Here is an 18,264-nt window from a genome sequence, read left to right on the forward strand (position 1 = left end):
GTACTCACGGCGCAGTCGGCTTGCTTTGGCCGCAGACGACTTGGGATCCCTCCATGTCCAACTGAGCGTCGCCCTTCCCAGGAACCGTGGGGCGCTCACGGACAGGCGCCTATCTCCAGGTACGTGCAGACTGCGCCTTCAATTCCAACCTCACGGCGCCATCGCATTCGTTAGCCTAGATCCTCCTGCAGCGGGACGGCGAAGGAAGCACATATGAAAAAGATCTCTCTCGCAGTTTGAGCTTCGACGCCAGATACGTCGACACGGCATATTTGACCAAATGGAAAACATTTTTCGTGCACTGCAGCTCTGCACCAAGGTCGAGCCACACAGTACCGACACGAGCGGAACCTATGTGAATTGATATCTCGTTCGATTCGCCAGCATAGACGAACCGGTGCAGAGCTGGTGTCGATCATGGAAGCTGCGGCATTTCCCCTTCGGCCACCCGCCAGATCCACGGTGTAATTTCCGGTCTCGTCTCGATCATCTCAGTCAACGCCTTCTCGAAATCCTCGCCGGCACCCGGAGGCACAATGAACATGGCGACAGGAGCCGGGCGTTGTTCCGGTAAGGTGACCGAGACGATTGGTTGCTCGCGCGAGAGATTGAAACGCAGGCCTTTCACGCTCTTTCGCTTCAGCCTTGAAAGCCGTTCCAGGAGATGTTGCTCTTGCATACTCTCGAACGGGATCCAATTCTCGTTGACCACCATTATCGCGAGCTCCTCGATAGACGCGATCCCCGCGCCTGATATCCCGAAGGTCGCAATCATAGTCAGATGGAAGTCCTCGCTCGACCGCCAGAGTTCCATCTCCGTCTCATATCTGGCGCTCAACCGCTTCCAGGTCCGTTCCTCGATCATAAAGGGGAAGGGAAGGTGACGAACGACGATTTTCTGGCCGTCCCGGGAAGCCGTGAACTCCTTCACCTCCGCCACAGTTATCATCAGTTTCCGCGGCCCGGAACTGGAGGTATGGGCAGGAGCCAAGGCCGCCGCCCGGCGGCTGGCTATTCCCTCGCGCTCCTGCTGATGAAACACTTCCGGCACGAACAGAATGTCGCTCAACGGCGCGCCGCGTGCGGTCATCTGTGAGGCGGCGTTCATGAGACTTGTCCGCACCCTGCCCCAACCGCGTTTGCCGGCCCATGATGAGCGCCATTCCGTCAGTTCTCCCGCCTCCCAGAGATAGTGCAGGACGGCGCGCAACGAGAGCTTCCTTGTCTCATTGCGCAAAGCCGGCTCAGATGCCACGGTGGAGGACGCGGGCGCACTACCAGCCCTCTTTTTCGTCAGGGGAAAATCGAGCTTCAGAGCAGCCTTTCCGCTTCCATCGATCTGGATCGCGTTGCCGATCAAAGACCCAAGACCCGATAGCTCGTAGGGTGGCTCATACGACGGGCATGCGGGGTCATGGTCTCGTCCCGAAAGCGGCATGCGCTTGATGACATGGAGACCGTCGATGCGTGCAATGTACATCGGAAGCGGCGGCTCTATGCATCGGCAAAGTGGCCGTAGCTTCTGCGCGTATGCGCGTTCGAGCCTGGCCGAAAGCTCGGGATCGTCTTCATCGTACACCTGCTCGCCAATCGAAAAACGTCGCACATGGCCCCCATGATCATCTCGTCGGACCGGCTGACTCGCCTGCGAACATGTAGCATGGGTCTCGTCGATTACACTAGCGCAAAATAGACAGTATAAAGTCGATGGAACACCGCGCTTGGGACCAGTTTTGACCATGTGGTTGGAAGTCAGGACTTCAGAGATTGGAACTGACCGAACCGAAACCTGAAGGTTTGGCGACAGCATCAGCCCTTGCTTCCGCCTCACAGGGCCAAGCCTGCGGTGCAGTCTTCGCACCTGAAGACGTGACGATTCCGAAGGACGCTGTAGCATTGTGCAGTAGGCAAGCACGGGATGAAGCGATGAAGTTGGGTTTCCTCCAATCCATGACGGACACGAGTTCCGCATTGTGGGTTTCCCACACTCTGATCATCCGGCTCGCAGGCCTTATCTCGGCGGCGGGCTTCGACGAGACGAAACGGACCACCGCGCATAAGGGACTAGATATCACTGTCTACGTGGACAGTCTGCGAGGCTCGGTGCTGGCCGCGCAACAAGGGATTGCCGCCAGCGCGAACGATCCGGATGTCTTCCTGTATGGTAGGGCGTCCAAGCCTTCCGGCTGCGACTGGGTGGCGTATTACGTGCGATGCGCTACGAGGCGATCACCGGCGCATCCAACAAGCTCGACCGGTTTCTCGAGATGATCAGAGCGGCGCTTGCTGCGATTGCCCAAAAGGCCAAGGTGAAGATCATCGCATTGGATTGGTGGGAGAAGATCGTTGCTACCGTCAGGGAAGAAGTGGCCCGCGATACGTCGTTGCATTTTAATCGAAAGGAAAGCGAGGGAACCGTCGTCGTGTGATGCGGTTTTGGTCCCGTCAGCCGGCATTAGATGCCGTGCGCCGCATCAGGCGCGATTTGCGGCCACAGCGCCCCAGCTTCAAGATCAAGGGTGTCAAAGGGAATCGGAACCGACTATCTTCAGAGGATGTGCAGCGTATACGCTCACCATCGGGGAAGATGTCTTTCTGCAGGACCTGCAGAGAACGCGAGAATCGCTTTCGGAATTCTTCGAATCGGGAACTGAGCTGACGACTTGCCCGAACGGCTCACGACGGTCATGCATCGCTATTCCGGTAAGAAAAATATCTTTGCGACCAAGGCTCTGAAGCACTAGTTCCGAAAGTCGGATGATGAAGCAGATCCTATTCTTTGCGACTCCAAACGATATACAGCCGATAATTTCTGCTTTGGAGACGACCAACAAAATCGTGTTTGCACGAGTTGGAAGCTATGACATTAAAGACCCTCCGCTGATTTCCGGGGCCGAAATACCCAATCCAGGGGTTGCCACGAACGAAACCGCCAGCGGATCGGATTCATATCTCGTTGTTCCTGCCGGCTCGCGGTTGAATTTACATCCGTATACGAGCGAGGACTCCGACACGTTCGGAAGGAAGATGTGGAGTGTCTATAGCGGATTTAATGACGAGTCTGTTGAAATGACGCTCGCCGGCATTTGGGAGGACGGCACCCTTTTACCCGGAAGTGTCAGGTCAATGCACAACAATGAATTCGCAAAGAAAATAATGCGAGATTTTCAGGCTTCTCTGAAAAAGGCGAAGTTCGAAAAAGTTCAATCTTGGTGGCTGAGCACTGAGGCAGTTCAAATGCTGCGAGCTGGTAAACGGCTGAGCACCACTGCGGTTCATCGCCGCCAGAATATGACTTACGACCGGAGCATATTGGCTGAGCTGAGATAACCCGAAGCGACCTTCGCTCGATGTGGCTGAGGTGCTGAGACAAATCGAGCGGCTTCCTAAGCAATGGACGGCTTCGCGACAATTAGGGGAGCGCCATGGCCGACACCGACGCAAAGTTGCTGCGGACATTCATTGCCGATGAGAACGAAGCCTTTGCCGATCGGTGCCAGGGGAAATTTTGGCCTGCCAATCACTATCGTATCGGGCCTCTGGCGACCAAAGCTTCCGGGCTGCTCGATCCGAACGAGCAGATCGATTTCTATTTCCATTTCATGCGCATTGCCGGCGGCGCACCCTCCGTCGGAGATAAGGAAATGCCGCTGCTGCTCGAGGCCTATCGGCGGATGCTGCCGTTTCTCGATCTTGGCGGCGTCATCCAGATGTCGCGGCGGCACAAGCTGCTGTTCGTGTTCGGTTTTGACGATACTGGCGCCTTGCCAGCGGCGAGACGATTTCGGCCAAGGCGCTAAAAGCGCGGCTCAAGCTCATTGCGCAGGTCGGCAATTATACGACGATGCCTGCGCAGCGCGACAAGAAGGCAAAGTTTGTTCCCTTTGCCGACGAGGCGGTGCGCATTCTCGAGGTTTTCCGGCATCTCGACTATCGCCACGACCGACGTTACGGCGAAGACCTCTACGATGTCACCAATCTCAGCTTCTGGGGCATGGTGTTTATCTGCCTGCTCAACAAGGCGACCCGCGGCGATCTTGTTGCCGATATGATCGAGGGCAAATATGATCTCATGCGGCGCGTCGAGCAACTGGCGATGTTGCACCGCTATGTCGAGACAGTCCTGCCGGATATCGAGCCTGACGAAGAGCGTTTCCGCTCGCTGGCGCGGCAGCTCAAGGGCATCGAGCTTGCGCGCCGCAATGCCACCGAATCCGTCGCTCTGGCCCAAAGATTGGGCCTGCCATTTGGCGATGACGAGGACTGGGAAATTCATATTGCGGTCCCGCTGCGCGGTTCCGAAGGTCATCCGCTGATTGCCAAGAACGTTGTGCGATTGCAGATCCGGCCGAACCCGGACTGGCAGTGGGAACTGAATGCGCGTATCGCCGAGCGCGGAGAGTTTTCGGAAAGCGAGAAAAAGACCTACCGGAACGATCTCGGCCTTCCCGTTCTCGGTTGCGGAAATCTTTATGCCTTTCCGACATGGCTGAGACAGGTGCGCGAGAAAAACGGCCTGGATTTCGATACCGGCGCCGCCGACATTCGTGTGGGGCGCAAGCGGGCGGCAGCCAAGCTCATCGCCCAATGGCTGGAGAGCTGAACTCGGACCGATCGCAGTCGCGGGTCGCCGCCCACGCCATATCGAAGCGCTGAAGCATCTTCCTAAGGGCGGAGCGAATCTCTTTCGCCGGTCTGAGCATAGGCCGTGCCACGATCGCAATGGCGTCGTGGCACGGTGACGGCTGTAAAACCGGCTCAGAAAGGATAGTGCTGGGCGGAATCCTCGACCGTGATCCAGCGCAGATCGGTGAATTCGGCAATCGCCGCCTTGCCGCCGAAGCGGCCGTAGCCGCTGCCCTTGACGCCGCCGAAGGGCATTTGCGCCTCGTCGTGCACGGTCGGGCCATTGATGTGGCAGATGCCGGATTCGATCCGCGCCGCAACGGCCATTGCTCGCTGGACATTCCGGCTGAAGACAGCGGAGGACAGGCCGTATTCGCTGTCGTTGGCGATGCGGATGGCTTCTTCTTCACCGGAGACGCGAATGATCGGCTTGACCGGACCGAAGGATTCTTCCGAGTAGACACGCATCTCGGGCGTGACGTGATCGAGCAGCGTCGCCTCGACCACGGTGCCCGAGCGCTTGCCGCCGGCCACGAGCTTTGCACCCTTGGCGGTCGCATCGGCAATCAGCTCATCCATTTTCTTCGCCGCGTCGAGGCTGATCAGCGAACCGAGAACAACGTGGCCGCGCGGATCGCCGGCCGGGAGCTGGGTGGCGCGGGCGGCCAGTTTGGCCACGAACTGATCGGCGATCGTCTCGTCGACAATGATGCGTTCCGTCGACATGCAGATCTGGCCCTGGTTCATGAAGGCGCCGAAAATGGCGGCGTTGACGGCACCGTCGATATCGGCGTCGTCGAGGATAACCAGCGGCGCCTTGCCGCCGAGTTCGAGGAGGGCGGGTTTGAGATGCCTGCCGCAGGTCTCGGCGATGATCTTGCCGACCTTGGTCGACCCGGTGAAGTTCACGCGCTTGACGGCCGGATGGGCGATCAGCGCGGCGACGATCTCGGGCGCATCCTCCGGCGCGTTGGTGATGACATTGACGACACCGGCCGGCAGGCCGGCTTCGGTCAGCGCGGTGGCGATCAGCCGGTGCGTGCCGGGGCATTGTTCGGAGGCCTTGAGCACGACCGTATTGCCGCAGGCAATCGGCATGGCGATGGCGCGGGTGGCGAGGATGACCGGCGCGTTCCAGGGGGCGATCGCCAGGCAGACGCCCGCAGCCTGGCGAACGCCCATGGCGAGCGTGCCGGGCTTGTCGGAAGGGATGATTTCGCCTGATATCTGCGTCGTCATGGCGCCGGCCTCGCGCAGGATGTTGGCGGCGAACATGACATTGAAGCCGGCCCAGGGCGCGGTGGCGCCCGTTTCCTCGATCATCAGCTGGGTAAACTCGCCCACCTTGGAATCCATGATATCGGCGGCCTTCATCAGGATCGCGCGGCGCTGGCCGGGGCCGGTCTTCGACCAGGCGCCGAAGGCGGCGCTGGCGGCATCGACCGCAGCGGCAGCATCTTCCAGGCTTGCCGCGGCGGCGCGGCTTGCGAGCTTCTCGGTGAAGGGATCGATGCGATCATAGGTGCGGCCGCCGGAGGCCGCGCGGTCTGCGCCGTTGATGAGGAGGGAAATATTCATCGGAGGTCTCCTTGGGACAAGAACTAGAAGCCGAGGACTTCGGCGTTGATGGAAGCTTCGAGGCCGCCGTCGACGGCAAGATTGGCGCCGTTGATCCAGCGTGCGCCATCCGAGCAGAGGAAGAGCACGGCGGGTGCGATATCGGCGGAGGTGCCGGCGCGGCCGACGCGGGTAATGTCGCTGTCGACCCTGGCGTCGCCGAGCACGGCGCGGAACTGCTTGAGGATCGGCGTTTCCACCGGCCCGGGGCTGACCGCATTCACCCGGATGCCGCGGTTCTTGAACAGCGGCTGATGGGCGGCGCGCATGGTCCAGAGCAGCAGCAGCTCCTTGGAGATCGGGTAACCTTCCTCATCCTTGAGACCGTGCTCGGCGACAACCGCCGCCACTTCGGGAAAGCCTTCGATTCCGGCCAAGGATTTTGCCCGCTCGATGTTGGCGCGCCAGCCGTAGCCGGCGATCGAGGCGACGTTGACGACGGCGCCACCTTCGCGCAGGCGCGGCGCCACGGCTTCCGACAGGGCGCGAAGCCCGTAGAAATTGACGGCGAGCGTCGAGGAGATGCCGGTGCTGCCGGAGAGGCCGGCGACATTGGCGAGCGCGTCGAGGCGCACCGGAAGCTGCGCAACGATCTCGGCAACGCCTGATGCAGTCGACAGATCGCCCTTGATGAAGGCGGCCCCTCCACTGGCAGGCTCGCGCACATCGACGCCGATGACCTCGGCGCCCATCTGGCCGGCCAGTTCCGCCGTGCGGGCGCCGATGCCGGATGCGACGCCGGTCACCAGGATTGTTTCACCAAAAAGCATGAACGTCACCTTTCGCAACAGAATCCGGAAATAAGCCGGCTCATTCTTCCCATTTGATTTTATGCGGACCGGGCAATTTCAGCCGGTAGCCGACCGGCAGAAGTTGAAAATCGAAGCGGCGCTCGATTTCGCCCCAAAGGCCGCGCGGCAGGTAGAGCGAGAATATCAAGGCCGTGGCGCCGAGGCCGATCAGATACCAGACGCCGGCTCCGCCGAAGACGGTTTCGATCACGAAGAACAGGATGGCGCCGAGGATCGCGCCTTCGAACTTGCCGATCCCGCCGACCAGCACCATGAAGATCATGTAGGCCGTCCACTGGACGCTGAAATAGGTCTTCGGCTGGAAGGTCGTGGCGGTCGCCAGCCATAGGCCTCCGGCGACCGCGATACCGAAGGCGGCGAGCACGAAGAGCAGCCTTTTGGTTGCGATCACGCGCACGCCGACCGAGGTTGCCGCCTCCTCATTGTCGCGGATCGCCTGCATCGCAGCGCCGGCACGGCTGCGCATCAGGATGAAGAGAGCACCGAGCAGGGCGGCCATGGCCGTCAAGGCGAGCCAGTAGATCGTTGCCCGCCGCGTCGCGCCGTCATAGACGTTGAGCGAGATCAGCGAGGTTCCCGTTTCCCCCTGGATCAGCCGGTCGAGGTTGACGAGCAGATGGGCGAGTTCCGCGATAACCCACATGCCGATCGCGAACTCGCCGCCCTTCAGGCGCAGCATGAACAGCGAAAGCGGGATCGACAGCGCGCCGGTCACGATCGCGGCGGCAAGGAGCGCGACGAAGGGATTGAGCCCCGCATCCGCAAGCCGGATGGTGAAATAGGCGCCGAGGCCGAAGAACACCTGCTGGCCGACTGAGACCAGCCCGCCGAAACCGGCAAGCGCATTCCACATGGCGGCAAGGATCACGTAGATGAACAGGGCCGTCATCCGGTCGATCGCGCCGGCGCCGAGCACGGCTGGGGCAAACATCAGCAGGGCAAGCACCGCGGCCATGCAGCCGAGCGCCACCCGTGACGCTTTCGTCCAGCGTTCTATCGATATTCCGGTGGAGGCAAGGGTCGCGTTGGGGCTCATGTCGGGCTCCGGAGACGGGTGCGCAGGGAGGCGGCAAGTTTGTCGAGAGCCGGCATGCCGAACCGGGATAGCCTGACGAAAAGCACCAGCAGGAACACGGCATGGCCGCCGATCAGGAAGCCTTGCGGATGCAATTGCGCGCCGAGCGATTGGGCAAGGCCGAGAACGATGCCGCCGGCAAGCGTGCCCCATAGCGATCCCGCTCCGCCGATCACGGCCGCCTCGAAGGCGAAGAGAAGCTGCGGGCCGCCGGAATAGGCGCTGAAGGTTGCCCGCATCCCGAGAAAAGCACCGGCGATCCCGACCGTGACCATGGTGATCGCGGTGGCGACGGCGTTTACCCTGCGGGCATCGATGCCGACCAGCCCCGCCGTATCGGGATCTTCGGCCGTGGCGCGGATCGCGCGACCAAGTGCAAAGCGGCTCAGGAAGAACTGCAGCCCGCCGAGAACGAGGATTGCCGTCACCATCATCATGACGGCAAGCTTGCCGACGTAGATGTGGCCCGGCAGTTGCCAGGAGGCATAGGACAGGTTGCCGATAAACGGCGCGAGCGACCGGGTGTCGGCGCCGAACTGCTCGAACAGCAGGTTGTCGATGACGATCGACAGGCCGAAGGTCGTCAGGATCGGCAGCAGCGTGCCGCCGCGGGCGCTGCGCTCCAGAATGAAGCGCTGCAACAGCCAGCCGGCCGCTGCCATGATGGGCAGCACGATCAGCAGGCCGGCGAAAGGCGGAATGCCGGCTTTGGCGGCGAGCAGCCACAACCCGTAAGCGGCTGCGACCGCCAGGCTGCCATGCGCGAGATTGATGATCCGCATGACCGAGAACATGAAGGACAGTCCGCAGGCGATAACGGCGTAGTAACCGCCGAGCAGGATGCCCTGGAGCAGGGTATTGATCACGATGCGCTCCTTTCGCCAGCTGTCCGGTGCAATCCGAAATAGGCTTGAGTGACATGTTCGCGCGTGACGGCGGCGGCCGGCCGGTCGAGGACGATGCGCCCTTCCAGCATGCAGATGACACGGTTTGCGACGCTCATGGCGCGGGCGAGATCCTGCTCGACGAGCACGATGGTCGTTCCCGAGGTGAGCAGTGCCTGCAGCTGGGCATAGACGCGATCGACGACCAGAGGCGAAAGCCCGAGCGAGACCTCGTCCAGGAGAAGAATATCGGGATTGCTCATCAGCGCCCGGCCGATGGCGGTCGCCTGCTGCTCTCCGCCCGAGAGATGTCCTGTCTTGGCGTGACGGCGGGGCTTCAGGTTCGGAAAGGCGTCGAGGACGCGGTCGATGCTCCACTCGCCCTTGCGGCCGGAGCTCTTTCCGAGAAGCAGGTTCTCTTCCACCGTCATCTGTGAAAACAGGCGCCGGCCTTCCGGCACCAGGGCGATGCCCTTGGCGATCCGTTTGTGGGACGGGACGGCGGCCAGATCTTCATCGTTGAGGAGGACGCGGCCGGAGGATGGCAGATGGGCGCCGGCGATCGATCGCAGCAGCGTCGTCTTGCCGGCGCCGTTGGCGCCGACCAGCGCCAGCACTTCGCCCTTGGCAAGATCGAAACTGACGCCGCGCACCGCCTGGAGCAGGCCATGGCGGACGTCGAGGTCGCGGATGGAGAGAAGGCTCATGCGGGCGTCCCTCCGAGATAGGCCTTGACCACTTCCGCATCGCTCATGACCGTTTTCGGTTCGCCATCGGCGATGATCCTGCCGGCGTCCATGCAGATCAACCGCTGCGCCACCTGCAGGAGGATATGAACGATATGCTCGATCCAGACGATGCCGATGCCGCGGCGGCGCAATTCGAGGATGGTTTCGACGAGTTCGCTCGCCTCGCCATCGGTCAGGCCGCCGCCGATCTCGTCGAGCAGCATCAGCCTCGGCTGCGTGGCAAGCGCACGGGCAAGCTCCAGCCGTTTGCGGTCCAGCAGGCCGAGCGTATCGGCGGGGCGGTTGGCGACGCCAAGCATGCCGCAGACCGAAAGCGAATCCACCACGCGCTCATAGGCCTCGTCGCGGCTTGCGGCATTGCCGTGCGATGCGGCGACGAAAACATTTTCGAAGGTGGTCATGCCGCCGAAGGGCTTGGGAATCTGATGGGTCCGGACGAGCCCGGACCGGCAGCGCTCCGCCGCCGTCCGGCGCGTGACGTCGACGCCATCGAAACTGATGCTTCCCTCATTCGGAGGGAAGGCGCCGGCGAGCACGCTGAGCAGGGTCGTCTTGCCAGCGCCGTTCGGCCCGACAATGCCGATCGCCTCGCCATCGCTCATGGAAAAATCAAGATTCTCCAGCACCACCAGCGCGCCGAACCGCTTGTGGATCCCCTTGGCCGAGAGAAAGGCTGCCCCCGGCCGTCTTTGAGCTTCCCGCTGCAGCACTGTGCCTTACCCGTTATAGGCGGTGAGCTTGGCGCCGACCGGGACGTTGGGGTCTGTGGCGTTTTCGGTGACGACGTAGTCGAGCGCGAATTTCGAGCCCTCCGGCGCTTTCACCCATTGCGTGCCGATGATCGGTCCGGGAGAGACGTTGGCGACTGGGCCGCTGGTGAAGTCGACCTTGCCGGCGATGGTGGTGGTCTTCAGCGTGCTGATCGCCTTGGCGACGGCCTCCTTGCTTTTGACGTCGGTGCTGGCCTTCAGTGCATCGAAGCCGGCGTCGAGAAGCGCAAGGCTGGCGCCGAGCTGCTGTGTCCACTGCTTGCCGCTTGCCGTTTCATAGCCATCAGCAAGTTCGGTGCCGGAAACGCCCGTCAGCGCGGATTTGTACGGGAAGGCCTTATGCCAGTAGGCGGCGCTGCCGATGTTCAGGCCGAGATCGCCGAGCGCCTCGATGTCGGAGGGAAACAGGCCCGTCTTGGCGATCTGGCAGATCTTGATCTGCTGGGTAAGGCCCTGCTGCGCGGCCTGACGCCAGAAGGCGGCGAAGTCGGGCGGTATCGGGAACGAGTTGAAGATCTCCACGCCTTCCTGCCTGAAGAGAGCGATCTGCGCGGTAAAGTCGGTGGTTCCGGTTTCATAGGCTCCGGGATCGACGATGGTGAAGCCCGCCTTGGCGAGCGCCGGCGCCAGATGGGTGCGGATTGCATTGCCGTCCGCGTCGTTGGGATACATGACGCCGACCTTCTTGTTGGTCTCGATCAGGTTCCACTGCGAAACATAGGCCTTGTGGAACTCTTCGACGCCGAAGCCGAAATGATAGGTCCACTTGAACGGCGAGGGTGCGCCCGGCTTGGCGCCGCGGCCGAAATACCAGGCTTCCCAGGGCATGACCGTCGAGAGGCAGGGAATGCCTGCCGCTTCGCAGGCATCGGCCACCGGATTGATGGTTTCGGGCGTCGAGACGGCGAGCATCAGGTCGATCGCCTGGTTGTTGATCAGGTCCTTCGCCAGCTGGCCTGCGCGCGAGGGATCGGACTGAGTGTCCTGGTCGAGAATGTCAACCTTCCAGGTCTTGCCGCCCGCCTGCAGGCCGTTCGCCAGCGCCTTGCGCGCCAGTTCCAGCACATAACCGTCCGTTTCGCCGAAGCCGCCGAGAGGGCCGGTGCGCGGGCTGATGAAGCCGACCTTCAGCGTGTCGCTGCTTTGAGCGAAGGCCGTGCGGCCGGAAAGCGCCAGCGCCGCACCGCCCGCCACGGTCGATGCGATGAAAGAGCGGCGGCTCAGCGATGCCGCGTTGATTTTTCCGCTGCGGAAAATGCCGTTCATGAAATCATTCCTCCCTCTTGATCGGGCCTCCCGGCCCGTTCCCATTGTTCATATCGGCCGATCTCAATTCAGATCGGGTAGTGCCGTTTTCCCGACGCCATGGTGATCCATCGGAGCTCGGTGAATTCATCGATCGCCGCCTTGCCGCCGAAGCGGCCGTAGCCGCTTGATTTGACGCCGCCGAAGGGCATTTGCGGCTCGTCGGAAACGGTCGCCTCGTTGATGTGGCAGATGCCGGATTCGAGCCGCATGGCGACGGCAAGCGCTGCATTGACGTCGGCGCTGAAGACGGCGGCCGACAGCCCGTATTCGTTGTCGTTGGCAACCGTCACAGCCTCGTCGACGCTGCCGACCCGGACGATCGCCGCGACCGGTCCAAAGCTCTCCTCGCGATAGATGCGCATGGCAGGCGTCACGTGATCGATGACGGTCGCGTCCATCAGGGTGCCGTTGGCCTGGCCGCCGCAGACGAGGACCGCGCCCTTCTGGAGGGCATCATCGACGAGCGACCGGACGCGGCGGACGGCCTCAGTGTTGATCAGCGTGCCGAGCGGCGTGTTGCCGTCCCTGGGATTGCCGGCGACAAGGGTTGCGGCTTTCGTGCGGAACTTGCCGACGAAACCGTCGGCGATCTCGTCCATGAGGATGATCCGTTCGGTCGACATGCAGATCTGGCCCTGGTTCATGAAGGCGCCGAAGGCGGCAGCGCGCACGGCCTCGTCGATGTCGGCGTCGGCAAGGACGATGAACGGCGCCTTGCCGCCAAGTTCGAGCAGGCAGCGCTTGAGATGCCTTCCCGCGGATTCGGCGATGATCCTGCCGACACGGGTGGAGCCGGTGAAGTTGATGCGGCGCACGGCCGGATGGGCGATCAGCGCATCGACGACGGCGGCGGCATCGCTCGGCGCATTGGAAACGACATTGACGACGCCGCGCGGAAAGCCGGCGTCACGCAGGATGTCGCCGACCAGGCTATGGGTCTTCGGGCAGAGTTCGGACGCCTTCAGGATGACCGTGTTGCCGCAGGCAAGCGGCATGGCAACCGCGCGGGTGCCGAGGATAATAGGTGCATTCCAAGGGGCAATGCCGACGCAGACGCCTGCCGGCTGACGGACCGCCATGGCGAGGCTTCCCGGAATGCCGGAAGGAATGATCTCGCCTGATATTTGCGTGGTCATCGCCGCCGCCTCTCGAAGAATATCCGCGCCGAGCCCGCAATTGATCGCCGCCCATTGCGCGGTGGCGCCGGTTTCGCCGGTCATGGCGGCAATGAGTTCGGGTGTGCGGGCCTCGAGGATATCGGCTGCGGCATTCAGAAGTCTGCGCCGTTCGCCCGGGCCAGTCTGCGACCAGTCCGGAAAGGCGGCGGCGGCCGCATTGGCTGCCCGCGTCATGTCGGCAACGGATCCTGCCGAGGCGATCGTTGCGACGTCGCCGGTCAACGGATCGATGCGTTCGAAGGTGGCTCCTTCGGAAGCATCCATCGCCTCGTTGTTGATCATCAGCTGTGCCGAAAACACTGGTCCACCCATTCGTCCCGCATTGGCGCCATGTGATGACGCTTACATTGTTGCCATGGGAGAAAACGTGCGGACGCGGCGCCACGAGGGCCGCCTGACCGTTCCTGCATCTGTTGAAGAGCCTCCTCCCAAAGGCTTATGAAGAAGAGGTTACGCCGATCGCGTGCGGATGGAATGCGATTTATTGGGTTAATATTGTAATTATCCGGTAATATCAGCATTGTTTGACATGGGGATAGGAGGAGAAGCGTTGGCAACGGACGGGGGGATTCATCACTATGCCAGGGGCGAGTGGTACGGGCCGTCGCTGTCGCACCGGCGTATCCGTTTTCAAAAAGGGTTGTATGCCGATTTCCACCATTTCCTGCTGCTTGGGGAGGGGAGTGGGGAGCTTCATTTCGACAATGGCGAACATCGGCCGCTGCACGGACCGCTGCTTGCCTTCCTGCCGCCGCAGGCGCGATGCGACCTGTCGATATCAGCCGGAACCGCGGCTCATCTGGTCGGCGCTTCGCCGCAGATCATGGTCGATGCGATCGGCGACAAGGTGGAATCCTATTCGCTGCGCATCTTCATCGAACAGCGCAAGCTGGTCGAGGCACTGGATCCCTTGACGGTCACCGAAATCAGCCCGCTGATCTCCGGCTTCGTGCGGGAACTGGGCGACCCCTCCCGCTCCTCCTGGATGGTCGCCTCCGCCTATATCAGGCTCATCCTGATGGCGCTGTGGCGTGGCTCCGATGGCGAGAGAAGCGAGCAGCGCGGGCAGGGCGAAGTGGGTTCGATCCTGCAGAGGTATCGGCAACTGGTCGAGGCCGGTTTCCGCCAGCACCGGCCGATCAGCGATTATGCCGCGGAGTTGGGCGTCACGGCCGACCGGCTGCATTCCACCTGCCAAAGGGCGCTCGGCCGCTCGCCGATCCAACTGCTGCACGAGCGTGTGGTGCAGGAGGCAAAGCTCAGATTGGAGCGATCGGCCCGCAATATCCAGGAAATCTCCGACAGCCTCGGCTTTCGCGACCCAACCTATTTCAGCCATTTCTTCAAGCGCAAGACCGGCCTTTCACCCGCCGGCTACCGCGAGATCGCCCGCGCTTCCGCCGGCTCGGAAAACAGCATGCTGTCCTCGGGTTATGCGGATTGGCCTTAGGGCACCGACGCCTTCTCGATGCGAGTCAACCGGAAGTTCGCGTAACGCCGGTGCCTCTCGCTTTCACAGGGAGGGGCCATGGGTGACCAATTTCCAAGCCGAGAGCCCGTAGGTCGATGGACGAACGGGCTTTTTGCAGCGGATTGCCGTCACGAAAGGGCGGCGGTTGAACGATTGCAGTCTATCCGGACGATTTCGACGGGCGTCGCCGAAAGAGCTGATCCCAGATGTCGTACCCCGCAGGGACAATCCCGATCAGCAGTGCAGCGGCCAAATCGAACCGTGGAACAAACGCCAGGATGATCGCGCAGAACGCGACAAGCGTCACGAATGCAAATATTGCAAAAAACCGGCTTCTGTTCATCGGTCTATCCTTTCGGAATGGGCCAGACACTGCGTCATCTCTGTACTCCATAGAGTAGATTCGGCAGCATGTAGACGATGCTCGGGAACAGATAGATGACCACCATGCAGAGAATGACGATCAACATATACGGCATCATGCCGCGGAAGATGTCGGTCAGTTTGACATGCGGAGGCGAGACGCCCTTCAAGTAGTATGCCGACATCGCCATGGGTGGTGATAGGAAGGCCGTCTGCAGGTTGATTGCCACGAGGATACCGAAGAACAGCGGATCGATCCCGAAATGCGGCAGCAGCGGAATGAAGATCGGGATGAAGATGACGATGATTTCAGTCCATTCCAGAGGCCAGCCGAGAATGAAGATGATGATCTGGGCCAGGATCAGGAACATCAGCGGCGACATGTCCAGGCCGGTCACGAAGTCACTGATGAACTGTTGGCCGCCGAGATAGGCGAATACCGATGCGAAGGTCGCCGAACCGACGAACAACCAGCAGACCATCGCGGTCGTTCGCGCCGTCAGATACACCGACTCCTTCAGTCGCTGCCAGGTCAGCGCCCGATAGGCCGCAGCAAGCGCCAGTCCCCCCAATGCGCCGATTGCGGCGGCTTCCGACGGCGTTGCCAGGCCAAAGAGAATGGCACCCAGCACCGCAAGAATTAGAAAGGCGAGCGGCGCGAAGGATGTAAGCATCATCCAGGCGAGTTGGACCGGCGTGTGCTCGCCCACATCTTCTTTCGTTGGCCGCGGCGCCAGTTGCGGCTGCAGGATTGCTCGCACCACGACATAGATGAGATAAAACCCCGCCAGGGCGAGGCCGGGCAGGAGCGCCGCCGCATACATTCGGACAACCGAGATCCCGGAGGTGGCCGCATAGACGATCAGCAGGATGGAAGGCGGGATCAGGATCCCGAGCGTGCCGCCCGCGCAGATCACGCCCGTCGCGTAGCGCACGTCGTACTTTGCCTTCAGCATCGCTGGTAGGGCGAGCAGTCCCATCAACGTCACCACGGCCCCGACGATGCCGGTTGCCGTGGCAAAGAGTGTGCAGGTGGCCAGGGCGGCGACCGCCATCGAGCCGGGCACCCGGCGCGTGACGCTGAATAGCGTCGAGAACAGCCGATCGACGATGTTGGCTCGCTCGACGATGTAGCCCATGAACAGGAACAGCGGGATAGCCGTCAGCACGTCGTTCTGGATGACCGAGTAGGTCTGGTTGACGAACAGATCGAAGATCCGGTTGTTGAAGAAACCGCCGATCCAGGTCTGCGCCAGTGTAAAGGCATCGCCGCCGGATTCGAGCGCGCGGTCATAGCCGCGCCACATGCGGCCGGCATCGAAATAGGCATAGTATCCGAAGCCGACACCCAGAGCCATCAAGGTGAACGCCACCGGGAATCCGAGGAAGATGGCGAGGATCAGGATGAGGAGCATCCCGACGGCGATATGTGCATCCGTCATTGAGCGTCCCGATCCCGTGGTTCACGTCCAGCGTCAACTTCCCGCGACGGAAGGAAACCCTCGTCCTCGGACTTGAGCACGTCCAGGCTTTTTGTTTCCAGTAGTACCTTTTCCAGTTCTTCGACATCTTCGGCCTGCTTCGGCCATTCGCCCGTCCTTATGCAGAGAATGCAGCGGAAGACCTGCGCCACGCCCTGCAGGAACAGGAGAATGCCGGCGGCGACGATCACGGCCTTGAACTGGAAGATCGGCACACCGGCGGGACTGTTGGAACTGACCTCCAGATAGCCCCAACTGCGTGCGGCATATTTCCAGCCCGAGATCACAAGCGCGGTAATACCGGGAAAGAAAAAGATGAAGTACAACACCAGTTCCAGCCTAGCCTGGGTGCGCGGTTTCCAGAGCCGGTAGATGAAATCGCCGCGCACATGGCCATCACGCGAGAGGGTATACGCTCCCGCCATCATGAAGATCGTTCCATAGAGCATGTAGCTCAGATCGAAGGCCCAGGGGGTCGGCGCGCGAAAGAGGTAGCGTGCAACAACCTCATAGCCGACGCCGAAGGCCATGATGAGTATCCCCCACGCGAACACCTTGCCGAACCACGCCGACAATTCGTCGGCGAATGCAATGTAACGGAGCATGCAAGCGCCTCCCTAATCTCGAAGAGGGACGAGGCCCGGAAATACCGGGCCTTCCCCATCTATTTTCCGAGGTTCAATTTTCCGGGGAAATAGTGCTCATAGGCGAGTGCGAGATCGGCGGAGTTCATCAACTCGTAGTACACGACCCTCTCCACCCACTGCCGCTGACTGTCGAGCACCTTCTTCATGAACGCATCCGCTTCAAGCGTGGGGATGATCTCATCCCAGGCCTTCAGTTGCGCATCCAGAATTTCCTTTGGAGTGCGGTGCACGGTCACGCCATGTTCGGCCTGGAGTTTTTGAAGGTCGCTTGAATAGTTGTCCATCGCGGACGCTGTTATCGCCGTGCTTGCTGCCTCCACGCCATATTCCAGGATCGCCTGCAGATCTTCGGGAAGGTCGTCAAACACATCCTTGTTGAAGAGGAACTCGAAAGATTCGCTCGCTTGATGGTAGGACGACAGCATGTAGTTCTTGGCGACATCCTGCGAACCAAACCGTATGTCAGAGGAGGGATTGTTGAACTCGAAGGCGTCGATCACACCTCGCTCCATTGCCGGCACGATCTCGCCGCCCGGAAGTTGAGCGACGCTCATGCCCATATTCTGCATGAGATCGGCGGCGAGCCCGACCGTACGATATTTGAGGCCGTTGACGTCGTTCACGGTCGCGACCGGGTTCTTGAACCAGCCGAACGGCTGCGCGGGCATCGGGAAGCCATAGAAGCCGTAAAGGTTCAGCCCCATGATGTCCTGGGTGAGTTCTCGGTAGAGATCCTTGCCGCCACCTTGATGGAACCATCCGAGCATGGTGGTTGCGCTGCCGCCAAATACCGGCCCGGTACCGAAGAGGGAAGCTGCCTTGTGCTTTCCGTACCAATAGACGGGAACGGTGTGGGCTGCGTCGATCACGCCATCGTTGACGCCGTCGAGCACCTGAAACGCGCCGACGACCGTACCGGCAGGCATTAGTTCGAACTTCAGGCGTCCGCCGGACATTCGTTCGACCCGTTCGACGTACAGGCGGGCAAAATCCATCCAGATGTCCGACGCGGGCCAGGATGTTTGCATTTTAATGACGGTGGGTGCCTGGGCCAGCACGGCCGGGGCGGCAAGAGCCCCAACTGCGGTTACTCCAACGAGCGTAGAGGCTCCCAGCAACTCTCGACGCGATACTGCCTTTTTGGTCATTGTTCTTCCTCCCTGGATTGTAGTCGAATTCTCCCTGCGTTTCCTGATAGTCTGCTAAGTTGAACAAGAGGCCTCCCAACCTCTTCGCGATCAGTATCAACAACTGATTGTTCTCATTTGTCAATTATGCACACT

General features: G+C 61.2%; 18 protein-coding genes. 5 read left to right on the forward strand and 13 right to left on the reverse strand.

All coding sequences use genetic code 11. From position 1 onward, the window contains the following. Positions 1–415: 415 nt before the first annotated feature. Complete coding sequence (locus BS630_RS06590; protein ID WP_077976758.1) at positions 416–1,606, reverse strand: DUF1173 domain-containing protein; 1,191 nt, start codon at positions 1,604–1,606, stop codon at positions 416–418. Between the two features lie 607 nt (positions 1,607–2,213). On the opposite strand from BS630_RS06590, the gene BS630_RS06595 reads away from it, so the two are divergent. The 4 genes from BS630_RS06595 (at position 2,214) to BS630_RS37890 (ending at position 4,603) form a co-directional block, all read left to right on the forward strand. Beyond that, entirely contained in the window at positions 2,214–2,429 is a 216-nt protein-coding gene (locus BS630_RS06595) for a hypothetical protein (protein ID WP_077976759.1), read from the forward strand. Between the two features lie 328 nt (positions 2,430–2,757). Next, on the forward strand, positions 2,758–3,330 hold the full coding sequence (locus BS630_RS06605) for a hypothetical protein (protein ID WP_077976760.1): 573 nt from the start codon (positions 2,758–2,760) through the stop codon (positions 3,328–3,330). Between the two features lie 95 nt (positions 3,331–3,425). Further along, a complete protein-coding gene (locus tag BS630_RS37885; RefSeq protein WP_245310395.1) occupies positions 3,426–3,800 on the forward strand; it encodes a hypothetical protein in 375 nt (124 codons plus the stop codon). Positions 3,801–3,844: 44 nt separating this feature from the next. Beyond that, a complete protein-coding gene (locus tag BS630_RS37890) occupies positions 3,845–4,603 on the forward strand; it encodes a hypothetical protein (RefSeq protein ID WP_245310396.1) in 759 nt (252 codons plus the stop codon). A 155-nt stretch (positions 4,604–4,758) separates the two neighbouring features. Here the strand turns inward: BS630_RS37890 and BS630_RS06615 are convergent, their stop codons facing one another. The 8 genes from BS630_RS06615 to BS630_RS06650 all read right to left on the reverse strand — a co-directional run bounded on the left by BS630_RS06615 (position 4,759) and on the right by BS630_RS06650 (position 13,331). Next, a complete protein-coding gene (locus BS630_RS06615) occupies positions 4,759–6,204 on the reverse strand; it encodes an aldehyde dehydrogenase (protein ID WP_077976761.1) in 1,446 nt (481 codons plus the stop codon). 23 nt (positions 6,205–6,227) lie between these two features. Further along, positions 6,228–7,013, reverse strand: a complete 786-nt coding sequence (locus BS630_RS06620) for a coniferyl-alcohol dehydrogenase (RefSeq protein ID WP_077976762.1) — start codon at positions 7,011–7,013, stop codon at positions 6,228–6,230. Positions 7,014–7,053: 40 nt separating this feature from the next. Next, a complete protein-coding gene (locus BS630_RS06625) occupies positions 7,054–8,091 on the reverse strand; it encodes a branched-chain amino acid ABC transporter permease (protein ID WP_077976763.1) in 1,038 nt (345 codons plus the stop codon). Then, on the reverse strand, positions 8,088–8,996 hold the full coding sequence (locus BS630_RS06630; protein ID WP_077976764.1) for a branched-chain amino acid ABC transporter permease: 909 nt from the start codon (positions 8,994–8,996) through the stop codon (positions 8,088–8,090). Before BS630_RS06630 ends, BS630_RS06625 begins: the two co-directional genes overlap by 4 nt. Beyond that, positions 8,993–9,721, reverse strand: coding sequence for an ABC transporter ATP-binding protein (locus BS630_RS06635; protein WP_077976765.1), 729 nt, complete (start codon positions 9,719–9,721; stop codon positions 8,993–8,995). The genes BS630_RS06630 and BS630_RS06635 overlap by 4 nt, the downstream gene beginning before the upstream one ends. Then, positions 9,718–10,473, reverse strand: coding sequence for an ABC transporter ATP-binding protein (locus tag BS630_RS06640; protein WP_183594537.1), 756 nt, complete (start codon positions 10,471–10,473; stop codon positions 9,718–9,720). The genes BS630_RS06635 and BS630_RS06640 overlap by 4 nt, the downstream gene beginning before the upstream one ends. Before the next feature lie 6 nt (positions 10,474–10,479). Then, complete coding sequence (locus BS630_RS06645) at positions 10,480–11,799, reverse strand: ABC transporter substrate-binding protein (protein WP_077976766.1); 1,320 nt, start codon at positions 11,797–11,799, stop codon at positions 10,480–10,482. 68 nt (positions 11,800–11,867) lie between these two features. Further along, the gene (locus BS630_RS06650) at positions 11,868–13,331 is read right to left on the reverse strand and encodes an aldehyde dehydrogenase (RefSeq protein ID WP_077976767.1); all 1,464 of its coding nucleotides are present in this window, start codon (positions 13,329–13,331) and stop codon (positions 11,868–11,870) included. A gap of 238 nt (positions 13,332–13,569) precedes the next feature. On the opposite strand from BS630_RS06650, the gene BS630_RS06655 reads away from it, so the two are divergent. Beyond that, complete coding sequence (locus tag BS630_RS06655; protein ID WP_077976768.1) at positions 13,570–14,469, forward strand: helix-turn-helix transcriptional regulator; 900 nt, start codon at positions 13,570–13,572, stop codon at positions 14,467–14,469. A 181-nt stretch (positions 14,470–14,650) separates the two neighbouring features. On the opposite strand, the gene BS630_RS06660 is transcribed toward BS630_RS06655, so the two are convergent. Genes BS630_RS06660 through BS630_RS06675 form a run of 4 tightly spaced genes read right to left on the reverse strand, consistent with a single transcriptional unit; the run spans position 14,651 to position 18,129 of the window. Beyond that, positions 14,651–14,833: a hypothetical protein gene (locus BS630_RS06660; RefSeq protein WP_020047375.1), complete on the reverse strand. Its 183-nt coding sequence runs from the start codon at positions 14,831–14,833 to the stop codon at positions 14,651–14,653. A 34-nt stretch (positions 14,834–14,867) separates the two neighbouring features. Next, positions 14,868–16,295 (reverse strand): TRAP transporter large permease, encoded by a 1,428-nt coding sequence (locus BS630_RS06665; protein WP_077976769.1) that lies wholly within the window; start codon positions 16,293–16,295, stop codon positions 14,868–14,870. Continuing rightward, positions 16,292–16,939, reverse strand: coding sequence for a TRAP transporter small permease subunit (locus BS630_RS06670; protein ID WP_017959442.1), 648 nt, complete (start codon positions 16,937–16,939; stop codon positions 16,292–16,294). Before BS630_RS06670 ends, BS630_RS06665 begins: the two co-directional genes overlap by 4 nt. Before the next feature lie 59 nt (positions 16,940–16,998). After that, on the reverse strand, positions 16,999–18,129 hold the full coding sequence (locus BS630_RS06675; protein ID WP_077976770.1) for a TRAP transporter substrate-binding protein: 1,131 nt from the start codon (positions 18,127–18,129) through the stop codon (positions 16,999–17,001). Positions 18,130–18,264: the final 135 nt, after the last annotated feature.

It is taken from the genome of Rhizobium laguerreae, assembly GCF_002008165.1.
Taxonomy (GTDB): Bacteria; Pseudomonadota; Alphaproteobacteria; order Rhizobiales; family Rhizobiaceae; genus Rhizobium; species Rhizobium laguerreae.

Excerpts from the sequence above, each read along its gene's own strand:
- BS630_RS06635 (WP_077976765.1), bottom strand. The coding sequence starts at position 9,721 with ATGAGCCTTCTCTCCATCCGCGACCTCGACGTCCGCCATGGCCTGCTC.
- BS630_RS06625 (WP_077976763.1), bottom strand. The coding sequence starts at position 8,091 with ATGAGCCCCAACGCGACCCTTGCCTCCACCGGAATATCGATAGAACGC.
- BS630_RS06605 (WP_077976760.1), top strand. The coding sequence starts at position 2,758 with ATGATGAAGCAGATCCTATTCTTTGCGACTCCAAACGATATACAGCCG.
- BS630_RS37890 (WP_245310396.1), top strand. The coding sequence starts at position 3,845 with ATGCCTGCGCAGCGCGACAAGAAGGCAAAGTTTGTTCCCTTTGCCGAC.
- BS630_RS06675 (WP_077976770.1), bottom strand. The coding sequence starts at position 18,129 with ATGACCAAAAAGGCAGTATCGCGTCGAGAGTTGCTGGGAGCCTCTACG.
- BS630_RS06620 (WP_077976762.1), bottom strand. The coding sequence starts at position 7,013 with ATGCTTTTTGGTGAAACAATCCTGGTGACCGGCGTCGCATCCGGCATC.
- BS630_RS06650 (WP_077976767.1), bottom strand. The coding sequence starts at position 13,331 with ATGGGTGGACCAGTGTTTTCGGCACAGCTGATGATCAACAACGAGGCG.
- BS630_RS06595 (WP_077976759.1), top strand. The coding sequence starts at position 2,214 with ATGCGCTACGAGGCGATCACCGGCGCATCCAACAAGCTCGACCGGTTT.
- BS630_RS37885 (WP_245310395.1), top strand. The coding sequence starts at position 3,426 with ATGGCCGACACCGACGCAAAGTTGCTGCGGACATTCATTGCCGATGAG.
- BS630_RS06670 (WP_017959442.1), bottom strand. The coding sequence starts at position 16,939 with ATGCTCCGTTACATTGCATTCGCCGACGAATTGTCGGCGTGGTTCGGC.
- BS630_RS06645 (WP_077976766.1), bottom strand. The coding sequence starts at position 11,799 with ATGAACGGCATTTTCCGCAGCGGAAAAATCAACGCGGCATCGCTGAGC.
- BS630_RS06665 (WP_077976769.1), bottom strand. The coding sequence starts at position 16,295 with ATGACGGATGCACATATCGCCGTCGGGATGCTCCTCATCCTGATCCTC.
- BS630_RS06615 (WP_077976761.1), bottom strand. The coding sequence starts at position 6,204 with ATGAATATTTCCCTCCTCATCAACGGCGCAGACCGCGCGGCCTCCGGC.
- BS630_RS06660 (WP_020047375.1), bottom strand. The coding sequence starts at position 14,833 with ATGAACAGAAGCCGGTTTTTTGCAATATTTGCATTCGTGACGCTTGTC.